Annotated in this window: 14 protein-coding genes; 7 read left to right on the top strand and 7 right to left on the bottom strand. The window is 72.0% G+C overall.

Annotated elements, in window-relative coordinates; genetic code table 11:
• On the bottom strand, positions 1–717 hold the full coding sequence (locus ACNF49_RS21950) for a Crp/Fnr family transcriptional regulator (protein ID WP_357964144.1): 717 nt from the start codon (positions 715–717) through the stop codon (positions 1–3).
• A 188-nt stretch (positions 718–905) separates the two neighbouring features.
• On the opposite strand from ACNF49_RS21950, the gene ACNF49_RS21955 reads away from it, so the two are divergent.
• The gene (locus ACNF49_RS21955) at positions 906–1,472 is read left to right on the top strand and encodes an RNA polymerase sigma factor (protein ID WP_357964142.1); all 567 of its coding nucleotides are present in this window, start codon (positions 906–908) and stop codon (positions 1,470–1,472) included.
• A 3-nt stretch (positions 1,473–1,475) separates the two neighbouring features.
• Here the strand turns inward: ACNF49_RS21955 and ACNF49_RS21960 are convergent, their stop codons facing one another.
• Positions 1,476–2,729, bottom strand: a complete 1,254-nt coding sequence (locus ACNF49_RS21960) for a hypothetical protein (RefSeq protein WP_357964140.1) — start codon at positions 2,727–2,729, stop codon at positions 1,476–1,478.
• Between the two features lie 247 nt (positions 2,730–2,976).
• Positions 2,977–3,396: a hypothetical protein gene (locus ACNF49_RS21965; RefSeq protein WP_357964138.1), complete on the bottom strand. Its 420-nt coding sequence runs from the start codon at positions 3,394–3,396 to the stop codon at positions 2,977–2,979.
• A gap of 132 nt (positions 3,397–3,528) precedes the next feature.
• Here ACNF49_RS21965 and ACNF49_RS21970 point away from each other — a divergent pair, with 132 nt between their 5' ends.
• Positions 3,529–4,176, top strand: coding sequence for an HD domain-containing protein (locus ACNF49_RS21970; protein ID WP_357964136.1), 648 nt, complete (start codon positions 3,529–3,531; stop codon positions 4,174–4,176).
• A gap of 6 nt (positions 4,177–4,182) precedes the next feature.
• On the opposite strand, the gene ACNF49_RS21975 is transcribed toward ACNF49_RS21970, so the two are convergent.
• The 3 genes from ACNF49_RS21975 to ACNF49_RS21985 are packed head-to-tail and all read right to left on the bottom strand — an operon-like array spanning position 4,183 to position 6,395.
• Positions 4,183–4,452: a DUF4031 domain-containing protein gene (locus tag ACNF49_RS21975; protein ID WP_357964134.1), complete on the bottom strand. Its 270-nt coding sequence runs from the start codon at positions 4,450–4,452 to the stop codon at positions 4,183–4,185.
• Complete coding sequence (locus ACNF49_RS21980) at positions 4,449–5,207, bottom strand: HAD family hydrolase (protein ID WP_482944847.1); 759 nt, start codon at positions 5,205–5,207, stop codon at positions 4,449–4,451. Before ACNF49_RS21980 ends, ACNF49_RS21975 begins: the two co-directional genes overlap by 4 nt.
• A gap of 18 nt (positions 5,208–5,225) precedes the next feature.
• On the bottom strand, positions 5,226–6,395 hold the full coding sequence (locus ACNF49_RS21985; protein ID WP_357964130.1) for a cytochrome P450: 1,170 nt from the start codon (positions 6,393–6,395) through the stop codon (positions 5,226–5,228).
• Positions 6,396–6,790: 395 nt separating this feature from the next.
• Here ACNF49_RS21985 and ACNF49_RS21990 point away from each other — a divergent pair, with 395 nt between their 5' ends.
• Both ACNF49_RS21990 and ACNF49_RS21995 read left to right on the top strand, forming a co-directional pair.
• Positions 6,791–8,026 carry a hypothetical protein gene (locus ACNF49_RS21990; RefSeq protein WP_482944848.1) on the top strand — a complete coding sequence of 412 codons (1,236 nt, stop codon included), beginning with the start codon at positions 6,791–6,793 and terminating at the stop codon, positions 8,024–8,026.
• 11 nt (positions 8,027–8,037) lie between these two features.
• A complete protein-coding gene (locus ACNF49_RS21995; protein ID WP_482944849.1) occupies positions 8,038–8,736 on the top strand; it encodes a DUF2786 domain-containing protein in 699 nt (232 codons plus the stop codon).
• 13 nt (positions 8,737–8,749) lie between these two features.
• Here the strand turns inward: ACNF49_RS21995 and pgm are convergent, their stop codons facing one another.
• The gene (pgm, locus tag ACNF49_RS22000) at positions 8,750–10,378 is read right to left on the bottom strand and encodes a phosphoglucomutase (alpha-D-glucose-1,6-bisphosphate-dependent) (RefSeq protein WP_482944850.1); all 1,629 of its coding nucleotides are present in this window, start codon (positions 10,376–10,378) and stop codon (positions 8,750–8,752) included.
• Positions 10,379–10,477: 99 nt separating this feature from the next.
• On the opposite strand from pgm, the gene ACNF49_RS22005 reads away from it, so the two are divergent.
• From ACNF49_RS22005 to thrS, 3 genes are all read left to right on the top strand, one after another.
• Complete coding sequence (locus ACNF49_RS22005) at positions 10,478–11,380, top strand: LLM class F420-dependent oxidoreductase (protein WP_482944851.1); 903 nt, start codon at positions 10,478–10,480, stop codon at positions 11,378–11,380.
• 27 nt (positions 11,381–11,407) lie between these two features.
• Positions 11,408–12,013 (top strand): glycoside hydrolase family 25 protein, encoded by a 606-nt coding sequence (locus tag ACNF49_RS22010; protein ID WP_357964120.1) that lies wholly within the window; start codon positions 11,408–11,410, stop codon positions 12,011–12,013.
• Positions 12,014–12,077: 64 nt separating this feature from the next.
• Complete coding sequence (thrS, locus tag ACNF49_RS22015; RefSeq protein WP_357964118.1) at positions 12,078–14,039, top strand: threonine--tRNA ligase; 1,962 nt, start codon at positions 12,078–12,080, stop codon at positions 14,037–14,039.
• Positions 14,040–14,071 lie beyond the last annotated feature (32 nt).

The following is a 14,071-nucleotide window of genomic DNA, read 5'->3' on the forward strand; positions in this document are numbered from 1 at the left end:
TCAGAGGCCCCCGCGTTTGCGCAGCGCCTCGACGTCCAGCAACGTGATGGTCCGCCCCTTCATGGCGATGAGGCCGCGGGCGGCGAGCGACTGCAGGGCCCGGTTGACCGCCGGGCGGGACGCGCCGATCAGCGCGGCGAGGTCCGACTGGGTCAGCCCCGGCATGTCCACGACCGGGCCCTGGGTCTGGCCGCGCTTGACCGACAGTTGCAGCAGCAGCTTGGCCAGGCGCCCGCCCAGGTCGAGGAAGGCCAGGTCGGCGGCCTGCCCGGTGAGCCTGCGCACCATCTGCCCGAGCATGCGCAGGAACTCGTCGGCGAGCCCGGGATGCTCCCGCATCAGCTCCAGCAGCCGCGCCCTGGGCAGCGCGAAGATCCAGCAGGGGCGCACGGCGATGATCGACGCCGACCGCGGTGAGTCGTCCAGCAGCGCCATCTCGCCGAAGGTGTCCGCGCGGCCCAGCATGTTGAGCACGATCTCGTCGCCGTGCTCGGTGGTGAAGACGACCTTCACCAGGCCGTCGAGCAGCACGTACAGGGACTCGCCCGGATCGCCCTGGTGCAGGATGATCTGCCCGTTGCGGTATCGGCGCGCCACCCCGGCGCGCACGGTGCTGGTGATCCCGGCCTCTCCGAGCACGCGGAACAGCGGGACCTCCGCCAGCACGGCGGCGACCGCCTGGACGTCGTGTGGAACCGCCCCGCTGCTGGCGCTCATGGAAGAACTTTAGGACGCGAACGCCGATCGGGCAGTAAGTGGTAAGCGATCTCCCGAATGTGACGAGCGCCACACCCGCACTGTGTCGTCCGCGACAGTGTGCGAAGGCCGCCGGGAGCACCGTTGGGGGGCCGGTCGAACGAGGTTGACCCCCATGGACCCCGGCCGGCGGGGAGACGATGATGCAGTTGGATACGTTGGAGCGCCGCGACACCGCCACCCTCGTGTCGGACGCCCAGGAGGGCGACGCCCAGGCGTGGGAGCGGCTGGTCGAGGAGTTCACGCCGATGCTGCGGTCGAGGATCCGGCGCTTCCGGCTCGGCCACGAGGACGCCCAGGACGTGCTCCAGACCACCTGGTTGCTGGCCTGGCAGAACCTCAAGAGCGTCGCGGACCCCCAGCGCATGCCCGGCTGGCTGGCCACGATCGCCTTCCGCGAGTGCCTGAAGCTGACCAGGCGCACCCGGGAGATCTGCACGCCCGACCTCGACACGCTCGGCAGCACGGACGACGTGGACAGGGAACTGGCCAGGATCTGGCTGGCCGGCACGCTGGAGGAGCTGGTCGAGGAGCTGCCCGCGGCCCAGCGCGTGCTGTTTCGAGCACTCACGGAAACCTCCGAGCCGCACTACGTGGACGTCGCCCGCCGGCTGGGCCGGCCGGTCGGCAGCATCGGCCCCACCCGCGCCCGCTGCTTCGCCAAGCTGCGCGGGCTCCTGCAGGACCGCGAGATCACCAGGGACTTCCTGGACTGAGTCCTAGTTTCCTGACCGGTCAAGAGGGATCGCCTCCAGGAAGGGCTCGAAGTCGAAGCGCGCCATCTCGTAGGCGTCGGGATCGGTCTCCTCGGGGAAGGCGTAGACCTTGCGCCGCATCCCGGGGAGCAGCCGGTCGGCCTGCGGAGCATCGGGGACCGGCTCCGGCAGCGTGCCGCGGGCCGTCTCCGCCTCCAGGGCCGCGGTGAGCTCCGGCCCGAACGGCGGGTCGTAGAGCGCGCCCACCCGCTGGTAGGTGCGGAAGTAGCCGACGATGAAGCGCATCCGGTCGGGGTAGGACACCCAGTCGGTCACGCCGGCCGTGGCCTGCTCGACGTCGTCCGGGATGAACTCCTCGGCGAGCTTGCGCACCTTCTCGTTCCTGATCGGCCGCCAGGCGAGCGCCATGTCCACGCCCGGCGGCGGGGCGAGCGGCCGGCCGACCTTGACGTCGCTGAGCGGCGTGCGCACGGCGAACAGGTGACGGGTGTAGAGCGAGGACCATTTGGCCTCCAGCACGCGCGTCAGCCACGGCTGGTCCTCGTGCCGGGCGCTGAACAGCGGGAAGCGGGGGTAGGGCCGCCGGGTCACCAGCGAGCGCAGCGACCGCCACGACATCCGGGTCAGCCACCGCACCGGCCGGTACAGCACCAGCTCCAGAGCCTTCTGCGCGCGCTTCTGCTCGTACGCCGACAGCGCCACGCTCGCCCCGAACATCAGCTCGGCCCGCTCGTCCGGGTCGGTGGCCGCGTGCGCCTGCCTCAGCAGCAGGGCGGCGTCCCGCAGGTAGCGCTCGTCGGCCTCCTCCAGCAGCCCGGACAGGAACTCCGGCGGCATCGGCGTGTTCTCCGACTCCGGGCTCACCTTGACGTAGCAGTCGGGCGTGCCGTTCCACAGGTTGGCCGCCAGGCTCGCGGTCTCCAGGAAGATCGCCCGGTTGGCCAGCGCCAGCCCGAGCTGGTAACTGGGGCCGAGCAGGGTCAGCAACATGGCGCGGAACAGGCGGCGCAGGCGCGCGGGCACGTGCAGCCGGTCGCCGAAACCGGTCAGGAAGGGCGAGCCCGGGGTCAGGTCGAGGCTCTCGGCGACCGCCTTGGAGGTCCATTTGGCGTAGCAGTACCAGTTGGTCGCGTCCTGGCCCAGGTGCTGGGCGAGGTCCCCGGCGACACGGTGGTAGCCATGGGCGATGACCATGGCCTCAAGTGCAGGGTTCCTGTCCTTGCAGGCGGCGATGCGGAGCACGTCGTCCGCCGTCATCGGAGCGCCTGGCGCAAGCGCTTGTTCCACTTCGGACATGAGGTCTCCCGTCAGTGGTCCCCCCTGGGACCGTCGATCCTCACCGGGTCAGAGCGCGTCCGGTGACGTGAGATACAGGGCGGCGGTCTCGCTTTCCCCGTGACCGCCGCCCGGAGCGTAGGGCGGGTGACTTGCGGTGTGGTTGCAGGGCGATCCGGGCCCCTCCCGGTTCGCCCGCCGCCCCGGGAGGGGCCCGGGGCGGCGGCCGTCATTCCTTCACCGATATCTTGCTGATCACGACGAAGCCGCCGAGCGCCCCCGCGGAGCCGGCGGCCGTCGTCGTGGTGAGGTTGACCACCAGGTCATAGGTGCCCGGGCCGAGCTGGCCGCGCATCGGGACCGACGCGGTGTACCGTCCCGATCCAGGGGTGAACGTCATCTCCACGGGAGGCGAGGGATGACGGGTCTCACCACCTCCCAGCAGGTCGGCGATGATCTCCACATGCCACCGTCCGGCCAGCCAGTCGACCAGCTCGCCGGCGACCTCCCAGCTCACGTCAACGGTCCAGCCCTCGCCGCATCTCACGACGTTCGTGGGCTGGGCGCCCGGGTCGACAACCTGACCGTGCAGCACGCCGCTCAACTGCTCGGCCGGAACCTTCATCACCTGGAACTCACCGGTCGCCATGTCGCTGTCTCCTTTCCGGGGGGAACCAGGTCCCCGTACGGAGAGGCAGAGCGGCGGGACAGCCGGGTAAATACCGGGTGTATTCAAGGACACAAAGCCGGGACGTACCGACCTGGCCACTACGGTGGAAGCATGATCGACGACCGCCCGGCCCCCGCGTCGAGGGCCCGGCTCGCCGCCGCCTGGCTCGCGCTCGCGGGCGGCTCCCCGGCCGCGCGGGCCGCCGGCGCCGAGCTGATCGCCCGCTGGGCCGAGCCCCACCGCCGCTACCACACCCTCGGCCACCTCGCCGCCGTGCTGGCCGCCGTCGACGACCTGGCCGGGGAGGCCGCCGACCCCGCCGCGGTGCGCCTGGCCGCCTGGTTCCACGACGCCGTCTACGACGGCAGGCCCGGCTGGGACGAGGAGCGCAGCGCCCAGCTCGCCCAGGCGCGCCTGCCGCGCTGCGGGGTGCCGCCCGGCCGGGTCGCCGCGACCGCCCGGCTGGTCCGCCTGACCGCCGCCCACGACACGGTGGCCGCCGGCGACCGCGACGGGGCCGTGCTGTGCGACGCCGACCTGGCCGTGCTGGGCCGCCCCGGCTACGACGCCTACGCCGCCGACATCCGCCGCGAGTACGCGCACGTGCCCGACGACCTGTTCCGGCGGGGCCGCGCGCAGGTGCTGCGCAGGCTGCTGGCCGCGCCGCGGCTCTACCGTACGGACCGGGCCCGGCAGCTGTGGGAGGAACCCGCCCGCGCCAACATGACCGCCGAGCTGGACCGCCTGGCAGAAGGCTGAGGCAGGCTAGGGCGTGTGGCGCTTGCGGCGGCGCAGACCGGCGGCTATCAGGCGGCGCAGCAGCTCGCGCGAGCTGACCGGCTCGGCGCCCAGCGACACCGCCCGCGCGTGCACGGTCTCGGGGACGTCGTAGTGGTCCCGGTCGAAGGCCCGGCCCGGCACCCCGAGCCGGGCCGCGAACGCGTGGAGCTCCTCCAGCGAGCTGTCGCTCACCAGGTGCGACCACATCAGGCCGCGCGGCCCCGGCCAGTCGGGGGGATCGATCAGAACCGTCACGCCCTCAAGGGTAGGACCCTGCCGCGCACGCCGAGCTCGCCCAGATCGGGCACCACGACGTGCGCGCCGTGCCCGGCCAGCGCGGCGGCGTCGCCCGGACCGTCCCGGGTGACCGCCACGACCAGCCCGAAGCCGCCCCTGCCGCCCGCCTGGACGCCGGGCAGCGCCGCGTCCACCACGGCGGCCCGTCCGGCGGGCAGCGCCAGGCGGCGCACGGCCTCCAGGAACAGGGCGGGGTCCGGCTTGCCCGGCAGGTTCATCAGGGCCGCGTCGCCGCCGTCCACGACCAGGTCGAACAGGTGCGCCACGCCCGCGGCGGTCACCAGCCGGCGGCCGTGCAGGCTGGCCGAGACGGCGGCCGTGCGGGCGCCCCGGTGGCGCAGCTCGTGCAGCAGGGCCACGGTGGCGGGGAAGGCGGCCACGCCGTACTTGTCCACCTGCGCGATGAAGATCTGGTCCTTGGCCAGGCCGAGCCCGTGCACGGTGGGCGCGCCCGGCTCGTCGTCGGGACCGCCCTCGGGCAGGGTGAGGCCGCGCGCGGCGAGGAAGGTGCGCACGCCGTCGAGCCGTGGCCGGCCGTCGACGTGCCGGAGGTAGTCGTCACGGATGTCGAACGGGTCGCAGCGGCCGCGCAGGAAGGCGTCGAAGACGTGTTTCCAGGCGGCCGCGTGCACCCGGGCGGTGTCGGTGACCACGCCGTCGGTGTCGAACACGACGGCGCCGATCGAGGCCAGATCGATGACGGGCTCGTTCACACTGTGAACGTAACCGCTCTACCAGGCGACGGGTAGCTCCTTGACCCCGTACACGATGGCCAGCTCCCTGAACGGCACCTCGCCCGAGACGTGCAGGTCCGGGAAGCGGCGCAGCAGGGCGGGGAAGGCGATGCGCATCTCCATCTGGGCGAGCGGCGCGCCGATGCAGCGGTGGATGCCGTGACCGAAGGCCAGGTGCGAGCCGGCGGTCTCGCGGCCGGGGTGCACCTCGTCCATGTCCGGGCCCAGCGAGGGGTCGCGGTTGGCGCCGGTCAGCGAGCACAGCACCATCTCACCCTTCTTGATCGGCACGCCGTGCAGCTCCAGGTCCTCGCGGGCGAAGCGCGGGAAGGCCACCTGCACGACCGTCATGTAGCGCAGCAGCTCCTCGACGACGTCGTTGACGTAGCCGTCCACCTCGCGCACCTTGGCGGCCTGCTCGGGGTGGCGCATGAGCCAGAGCGCGCCGAGCGCGAGCATGCTGGTGCTGGTGTCGTGCCCGCCGGTGAGCAGGCCGTCGGACATGCTGGCCAGCGTGCGGTCGTCGAGGTCGTCGCCGTGCTCGCGCAGGAGCTGGCCGAGCAGGCCCTCGCCGGGGTTGTGCCGCTCGCGGGCGACCAGGTCCACCAGGTACGCCATCGCGTCGTTGATCGCCTGCAGCGACGCCTCGGGGCCGGCCGACAGGTCGAACCGGTCCTTGCTGATCTTGACGAAGTCGGCGCGCTCCTCGTACGGGACGCCGAGCAGCTCGCACACCACCAGCGACGGGATCGGCAGCGCGAAGTCCTCGACCAGGTCCGCGGGCGGGCCCTTGGCCTCGATGCGGTCCAGGTGCTCCTCGACCATCGCCTCGATGCGTGGCTCCAGCCGGCGCAGGCGGCGCATGGTGAACTCGGGGGTCAGGTACTTGCGCAGCCGCGTGTGCTCGGGCGGGTCGCGGAAGCCGAGGCCGCCGGGGTCCTCCTGGTTGGAGCCCAGGCCGGAGATGCCGGCGAAGTCGTTGCTGAAGCGCTCGTGGTCGCCGAGGACACCGCGTACGTCCTCCCAGCGCGTGACCAGGTGCACGGTCTGGTCGCCGGGGATCTTCATGGGGAAGACGGCGTGCTCGGCCCGGATGCGGCCGAGCTCGGCGACCGGGTCGAAGTCCTCGCGCATGAACTGGACGAAGGGGAACTCTGAGTCAGACATGGATATCCGTCCTGCTGGGATACATCGCACTATGTTGGGATAAATCCCTCGGTAGATGGTCCCATCCGGACAGGCGGCTGGTGCCCTCCGAAAGGACGAAATTGCCGCTCACCCTCACGTCCCACCTGGCCACCCGCCCGATCGTCCATCTGGCCGCCCGTCCGGCCGCCCGTCCGTGAGCCCATGGGGAGGCCGTGCGAGGAGGCCGGGGTGCGCCTCATTGTGCGCCGGGTCGCGGGCCGCCGACTAGCCACAACTCCCTTCTGGTACGGCGTGTGTCACAGGAACCGGTGGGAGACAGGGGAAATCGGTGGCGTTTGGCGTACAAGGGGGCGACAGTCTGCGATGATCTCGTCGCAAGACAAGCTGGAGTTGAGCCTCGCGGATAGTGACTGATGCCGACATTTGAGGAAATAGCAGCCTTCGTCGCCGAGAAGCCGTTCGCCACCGCCGTCATCGCCCTGCTGGGCCTGGCCGGGCTCGTGCTGGCGTTCCTGGCGCTCAGGATGGCCTGGCGCGCGGGCACCTGGTTATTCGCCCGCTACGTCGCCCCCCGTCCCGTCGAGGACGTGCTCACCGTCGTCGCCGCCTCCATCGCCACCGGCGTGTCCGCCCAGGGCATGTGGCGCTTCTCCGGAGACGTGCTGGGCCTGGACGGACCGCTCCGGCTGCTGCTGTTCGCCTTCATCGAGGTCGCCATCATCACCTCGGCCGTCCGCGCCCGCCGCAACATGCGGGAGAACTTCTCCGCCGGCATCGACGGCATCGCGGTCTGGGCCCTGACCTGCCTGACCGCCGTCCTGTCCAGCATGGACGCCCGCAGCCTCCCCGAGGCCGTCTTCCGCCTGGCCGCCCCGCTGGTCGCCGCCTGGCTCTGGGAACGCGGCATGGCCATCGAACGCCACCGCATCCGCGGCACCGGCCGCATCAACTGGCGCCTGACCCCCGAACGCCTGCTCGTCCGCATGGGCCTGGCCGAGGTCAGCGACCGCACCGCCTCCGAGGTCGACGCCCACCGCCGGCTCACCCGCGTCGCCCTGGCCGCCAAGCGCGCCAAGGCGCTGCGCGACAGCGGCGCCTCCGAGCGCAAGATGCGCGGCGCGCTGGCCAAGCTCGACAAGGCCATGGACCAGGCCGTCGAGCACACCGGGCTGGCCGTCGACCAGTCGCGCCAGGAGGCGCTGCTGGCCCAGATCGCCGCCCTGTACAACACCACCGCGCTCATCGACGCCGACCCGCGCGTGCCGTGGGAGCCCGAAGCCGACCACCGTCCCGTGCCCGCCCGCCCGGCGCTGCCGCCCGCGCTGGCCCAGCTCGTCGAGGACGAGGACGAGGACGTCGAGGTGTTCGACGCCACCCCCCAGGTCGTCGACACCGCCCAGCGCGCCGCCCAGATCAGGGCCGCCCGCGAGTTCTGGGACCGGCAGATCGCCAAGCGCATCGTGCCGCGCTCGGTGGACATCGCCCAGGAGATCGGCATCTCGCTGGCCACCGCGCGCGAGTATCGTGCCCTGTGGAAGCTGGAGCCGCAGGCGCACGCCCTGATCGAGGCTCTGTACCAGCAGCACGGCATCGTCGACACCGGCGCCTTCCCGGCCATCGCCGACGACGGGCGGGTGCTGGCCAAGTAGGGGGAGCTCGGTTGCGGGAGCGCACGCTCGAACGCGTCAGGAAACTCCTGGCCAAGGCCGAACGCACGGACAACGAGCACGAGCGGGCCACCTTCCTGGCGGCCGCCTCCGCCCTGATGGCCAAGTACGGCATCGACACCCTCCCGCCGCCCGGCACCCGCCAGACCCCCGGCGACCGGATCGTCACCCTGCCCGCCCCGTGGGCCAGGGAGAAGGCCCGCCTGGTCAGCCTGGTCGCCCAGGCCGTCCGCTGCCGTCCGCTGCTGATCGGCCGCGGCGACGGCGGCCAGCGGGTGCACGTGTTCGGCTTCGCCGCCGACCTCGAACGCGCCGACGTGCTGGCCACGTCGCTGCTGCTGCAGATGGCCTCCGGCCTGGCCCGCGTACGGCCGCCGGGCGAGCTCGCCATCGCGCGGGCCTACCGGCGCTCGTGGCTGCTGGGCTTCACCGACGAGGTGTACCGGCTGCTGCGCGAGGCCGAGTCGCGCGCCGCGACCGAGGCCGAGGCGGCCGGGGCCGGCACCGCGCTGGTGCTGGCCGACCGCCGGGCCGAGGTCGACCTGGCGGTGGCCGCCCACTATCCGCGCATCCGCATGTCGGTCCCGACGACCAGCGGCACGGGCTACCGCGCGGGCGTGCTGGCAGGCCGGCACGCCGACCTCGGACGCACCGGCATGTCCGCCGCCACCGCCCGCGAGCTGCCCCGCTGAGGCGCCCGGCCGCTCAGCCCAGCGCGGCCGAGACCAGCGAGCGGGCCTCCTCCTGCACCTTGGCCAGGTGGTCGGGGCCCTTGAAGGACTCGGCGTAGATCTTGTAGACATCCTCGGTGCCCGACGGGCGGGCGGCGAACCAGGCGTTGTCCGTCGAGACCTTCACACCGCCGAGCGCCGCGCCGTTGCCGGGGGCCGCGGTCTGCACCGCCGTGATCGGCTCGCCGGCCAGTGACGACGCCGTCACCTGGTCGGCCGACAGCTTGGCCAGCACCGCCTTCTCCTCGCGGGTGGCGGGCGCGTCGACCCGGGCGTAGGCGGGCTCGCCGAACCGCTCGGTCAGGCGGCGGTAGTGCGCGCTCGGCGACTCGCCGGTGACCGCCAGGATCTCCGAGGCCAGCAGGGCGAGGATGAGGCCGTCCTTGTCGGTGGACCAGGGGGAGCCGTCGCGCCGCAGGAACGAGGCCCCCGCGCTCTCCTCGCCGCCGAACCCGAGCGAGCCGTCGAGCAGCCCGGGGACGAACCACTTGAAACCGACCGGCACCTCGTAGAGGCGGCGCCCGAGCGAGGCGGCGACCCGGTCGATGACGCCGCTGCTCACCATCGTCTTGCCGACCCCCGCCGCGGCGGGCCAGCCTTCGCGGTGGGCGTACAGGTAGGAGATGGCGACGGCCAGGTAGTGGTTGGGGTTCATCAGGCCGTCGGGGGTGACGACGCCGTGGCGGTCGGCGTCGGCGTCGTTGCCGGTGGCGATGTCGTACTTGTCGCGCTGCGCGATCAGCGACGCCATCGCGTACGGCGACGAGCAGTCCATGCGGATCTTGCCGTCCCAGTCGAGCGTCATGAACCGCCAGGTGGGGTCGACCAGCGGGTTGACCACGGTCAGGTCGAGGCGGTGGCGCTCGGCGATCTCGCCCCAGTAGGCCACGCTCGCCCCGCCCAGCGGGTCGGCCCCGATGCGCACCCCGGCCGACCTGATCGCGTCGAGGTCGACCACGGACGGCAGGTCGTCGACGTACGTGCCGAGGAAGTCGTAGCGGCCGGCCGCGTCGAGGGCCTTGGCGTAGGAGATCCGGGACACCCCCTTCATGCCGTCGGCCAGCAGCTGGTTGGCGCGGTCCTGGATCCAGGAGGTGGCGTCGGTGTCGGCGGGGCCGCCGTGCGGCGGGTTGTACTTGAAGCCGCCGTCGGAGGGCGGGTTGTGCGAGGGTGTCACCACCACGCCGTCGGCGAGCCCGGACGCGCGGCCCCGGTTGTGCCGCAGGACGGCGTGCGAGACGGCGGGGGTCGGCGTGTAGCCGTCGCGGGAGTCGATCAGCACCTCGACCCCGTTGGCCGCGAACACCTCCAGCGCCGACACGCGGGCGGGCTCGGACAGCGCGTGCGTGTCGATGCCCAGGAACAGCGGCCCGTCGGTGCCCTGGGAGGCGCGGTATTCGCAGATGGCCTGGCTGGTGGCCAGGATGTGGTCCTTGTTGAAGGCCGTCCGCAGCGAGGACCCGCGGTGGCCCGACGTGCCGAACGCCACCCGCTGCGCCACCTCGGCGGGGTCGGGGTGCAGGGCGTAGTAGGAGGTCACCAGCCGGGCGACGTCGACCAGGTCGGCGGGCTGGGCGGGCTGTCCTGCGCGATCGTGCGTCATGAGGCCACTTTACAAATCCGCCCCCTTCGTACGGGTGAGCGCGCCCGGGAGCGTGGGAAGATACAGGCGCGTCTGCCTCCAGAATGGAGTTCTGTTTCCATGCGTTTCGGATATTTCCTGAATGAACGGCAAGGGCCCGACCCGCTCGGCGCGCTGCGCGACGAGATCGCCCAGGCGGCCGAGGACGGCTTCGCCTCTGCCTGGCTGTCCCACATCTTCGGCCTCGACGCCCTCACCGCGCTGGCCGTGGCCGGCGCCCAGGTGCCCGGCATCGAGCTCGGCACCTCCGTCGTGCCCACCTACCCGCGGCACCCGGCGGCCCTGGCCCAGCAGGCGATGACGGCCAACGCCGCGCTCGGCGGCCGCCTGGCGCTCGGCATCGGTCTGTCGCACCAGGTCGTCATCGAGCACATGTTCGGCCTCAGCTTCGAGCGTCCCTACCGCCACATGAAGGAGTACCTCGACGTGCTGCTCCCGGCCAGCCGGGGCGAGCAGGTCAAGGCGGCGGGCGAGACGATCAGGGCCGACGTGCGGCTCACCACGCCGGGCGCGGGCTTCCCGGTGCTCATCGCCGCCCTCGGCCCGCGCATGCTGAAGCTGGCCGGCACGGTGGCCGACGGCACGGTGTTGTGGATGACCGGCCCGAAGACGGTGGCCGAGCACGTCGCCCCGACCATCACCGCCGCCGCCGCGGAGGCGGGCCGCCCGGCGCCGCGGATCGTCTGCGCGCTGCCCGTCTGCGTCACCGACGACCCCGCCGCCGCGGTCGAGCGCGCCAACGAGATCTTCGCCGTCTACGGCACGCTGCCCTCCTACCGCGCCATGCTCGACCGCGAGGGCGCCGCCGGGCCCGGGAACGTCGCGCTCGTCGGCGACGAGGAGTCCGTGCTCGCCCAGCTCGAACGGCTGCGCCAGGCCGGGGTGACCGACTTCGTCGGCGCGACCTTCGCCGAGCGGGAACGCACCCGTGAGCTGCTCATCGGCGCGTCGAAGGGTTCATAGGGGGACATCTCAATAAACTCCCGCAAGATGAAGCGCTTGCTGCATGGCATAGACGTGTCGAACTGGCAGGGCTCCGTCGACTGGGCCGGTCACGCCGAGGCCGGGGTCTCCTTCGCCTTCGCCAAGGCCACCGAGGGCGGCGACTGGACCGACCGGTGGTTCGCCCGCAACTGGTCGGGAATGCGGGAGAGCTGGCTGGTGTGCGGCGCGTACCACTTCGCCAGGCCCAAGGGCGACCCGATCGAGCACGCCCGGCACTTCCTGGCGGTGCTCAGGTCGGCGGGCGGCCTGCGCAGGGGCGACCTGGTGGCGCTCGACCTGGAGACCGGCGACGGGCAGCGCCCGGAGCAGGTCGCCAGGTACGCGCGCCGCTGGTGCCACCACGTCGAGCGGCACGCCGGCCTGCGGCCCTTCATCTACACCTTCCACTGGTTCGCCCGCTCGGGGAACTGCGCCGGCCTGGCCGACTACCCGCTGTGGATCGCCTCCCCGGAGAGGCCGCGCGGCGAACCCCTCGTGCCGCCGCCGTGGCGCGACTGGACAATTCACCAATATGCCAGCAGTCCGCTCGACCGGAACCTCTTCCACGGCACCCGCCAGGACCTGACAAGGCTGGGGTTTCACCCGCGATAGCATCGGTGTTCACCATCGAACCAGCCTCGGTGCCGGGCATCGAGCGCGATCCAAGGGAGACACCGTGTCAGCCGAGCTACGCATCACCCTCGCCGGAGCCGAGCGTGTGGTCGCGGCCGGCACGACGGCCGGTGAGGCCCTGGAGGCCGACGGCCGCACCGTCATCGCGGCCCGGGTCAACGGCGAGCCGCGCGACCTCGCCCACCCGCTGGCCCAGGACGACGTGGTCGAGCCGATCGAGGTCTCCAGCGAGGACGGCCGGGCCATCGTCCGCCACTCCACCGCGCACGTCATGGCCCAGGCGGTGCAGGAGCTGTTCCCCGAGGCCAAGCTGGGTATCGGCCCGCCCGTGGAGAACGGCTTCTACTACGACTTCGACGTCAAGCAGGCGTTCAACCCCGACGACCTCAAGCGCGTCGAGAAGCGCATGCGGGAGATCGTCAAGCAGGGGCAGCTGTTCTCCCGCCGGGCCGTCAGCGACGAGCAGGCGCGCGAGGAGCTGGCCGGCGAGCCGTACAAGCTGGAGCTGATCGGGCTCAAGGGCGGCGCGGCCGACGAGGAGAGCGTCGAGGTCGGGGCCGGGCAGCTGACGATCTACGACAACCTCGACCCCAAGAGCGGCGAGCTGTGCTGGAAGGACCTGTGCCGGGGGCCGCACGTGCCCTCCACCCGGTCGATCCCGGCGTTCAAGCTCATGCGCTCCGGCGGCGCCTACTGGCGCGGCAGCGAGAAGAACCCGCAGCTCCAGCGCATCTACGGCACCGCCTGGGAGTCCCGCGACAAGCAGGACGAATACCTGAAGAGGCTGGAGGAGGCCGAGCGGCGCGACCACCGCAGGCTCGGCGCCGAGCTCGACCTGTTCTCCTTCCCCGACGAGCTGGGCTCTGGCCTGGCGGTCTTCCACCCCAAGGGCGGCGTGATCCGCAAGGTGATGGAGGACTACTCGCGGCGCAGGCACGAGGAGGCCGGCTACGAGTTCGTCAACACCCCGCACATCACCAAGGAGAGCCTCTACCAGGTCTCGGGCCACCTCGACTGGTACAAGGACGGGATGTTCCCGCCCATGGAGCTGGAGGGCGCCCGCTACTACCTCAAGCCGATGAACTGCCCGATGCACAACCTGATCTTCAGGGCGCGCGGGCGGTCCTACCGTGAGCTGCCGCTGCGGCTGTTCGAGTTCGGCACGGTCTACCGCTACGAGAAGTCCGGCGTGGTCCACGGCCTGACCCGGGTGCGCGGCCTGACCCAGGACGACGCCCACATCTACTGCAGCCGCGAGCAGATGCGCGACGAGCTGACCTCGCTGCTGCGCTTCGTCCTCGACCTGCTGCGCGACTACGGCCTGGAGGACTTCTACCTCGAGCTGTCCACCAAGGACCCGGAGAAGTTCGTCGGCTCCGACGAGGTGTGGGAGGAGGCCACCACGACGCTGCGCGAGGTGGCCGAGGCCGAGAACCTCCACCTGGTGATGGACCCGGGCGGCGCGGCCTTCTACGGGCCGAAGATCTCCGTCCAGGTGCGCGACGCCATCGGCCGCACCTGGCAGATGTCCACCATCCAGCTCGACTTCAACCTGCCCGAGCTGTTCGACCTGCAGTACCAGGCGGCCGACGGCTCCCGGCAGCAGCCGGTCATGATCCACCGGGCGCTGTTCGGCTCGGTCGAGCGCTTCTTCGGCGTCCTGGTCGAGCACTACGCCGGGGCGTTCCCCGCGTGGCTGGCGCCGGTGCAGGTGGTCGGCATCCCGATCGCCGACGCCCACGTGCCCTACCTCCAGGACGTCGCCAAGCGGCTGCGCGAGCGGGGCATCAGGGTCGAGGTCGACGCGGCCGACGACCGCATGCAGAAGAAGATCCGCAACGCGCAGAAGGCGAAGGTCCCGTACATGCTGCTGGCCGGTGACGACGACATCGCCAACGGCGCGGTGTCCTTCCGTTACCGCAACGGCGAGCAGAAGAACGGCGTGCCCGTCGAGGAGGCCATCGCCGAGATCGTCAACGCCGTGGAGCGCCGCGTCCAGGTGTGACCCGCCGGTCCCGGCCCGGCCGGGACCGGTGT

It is taken from the genome of Actinomadura sp. ATCC 39365 (assembly GCF_054392275.1).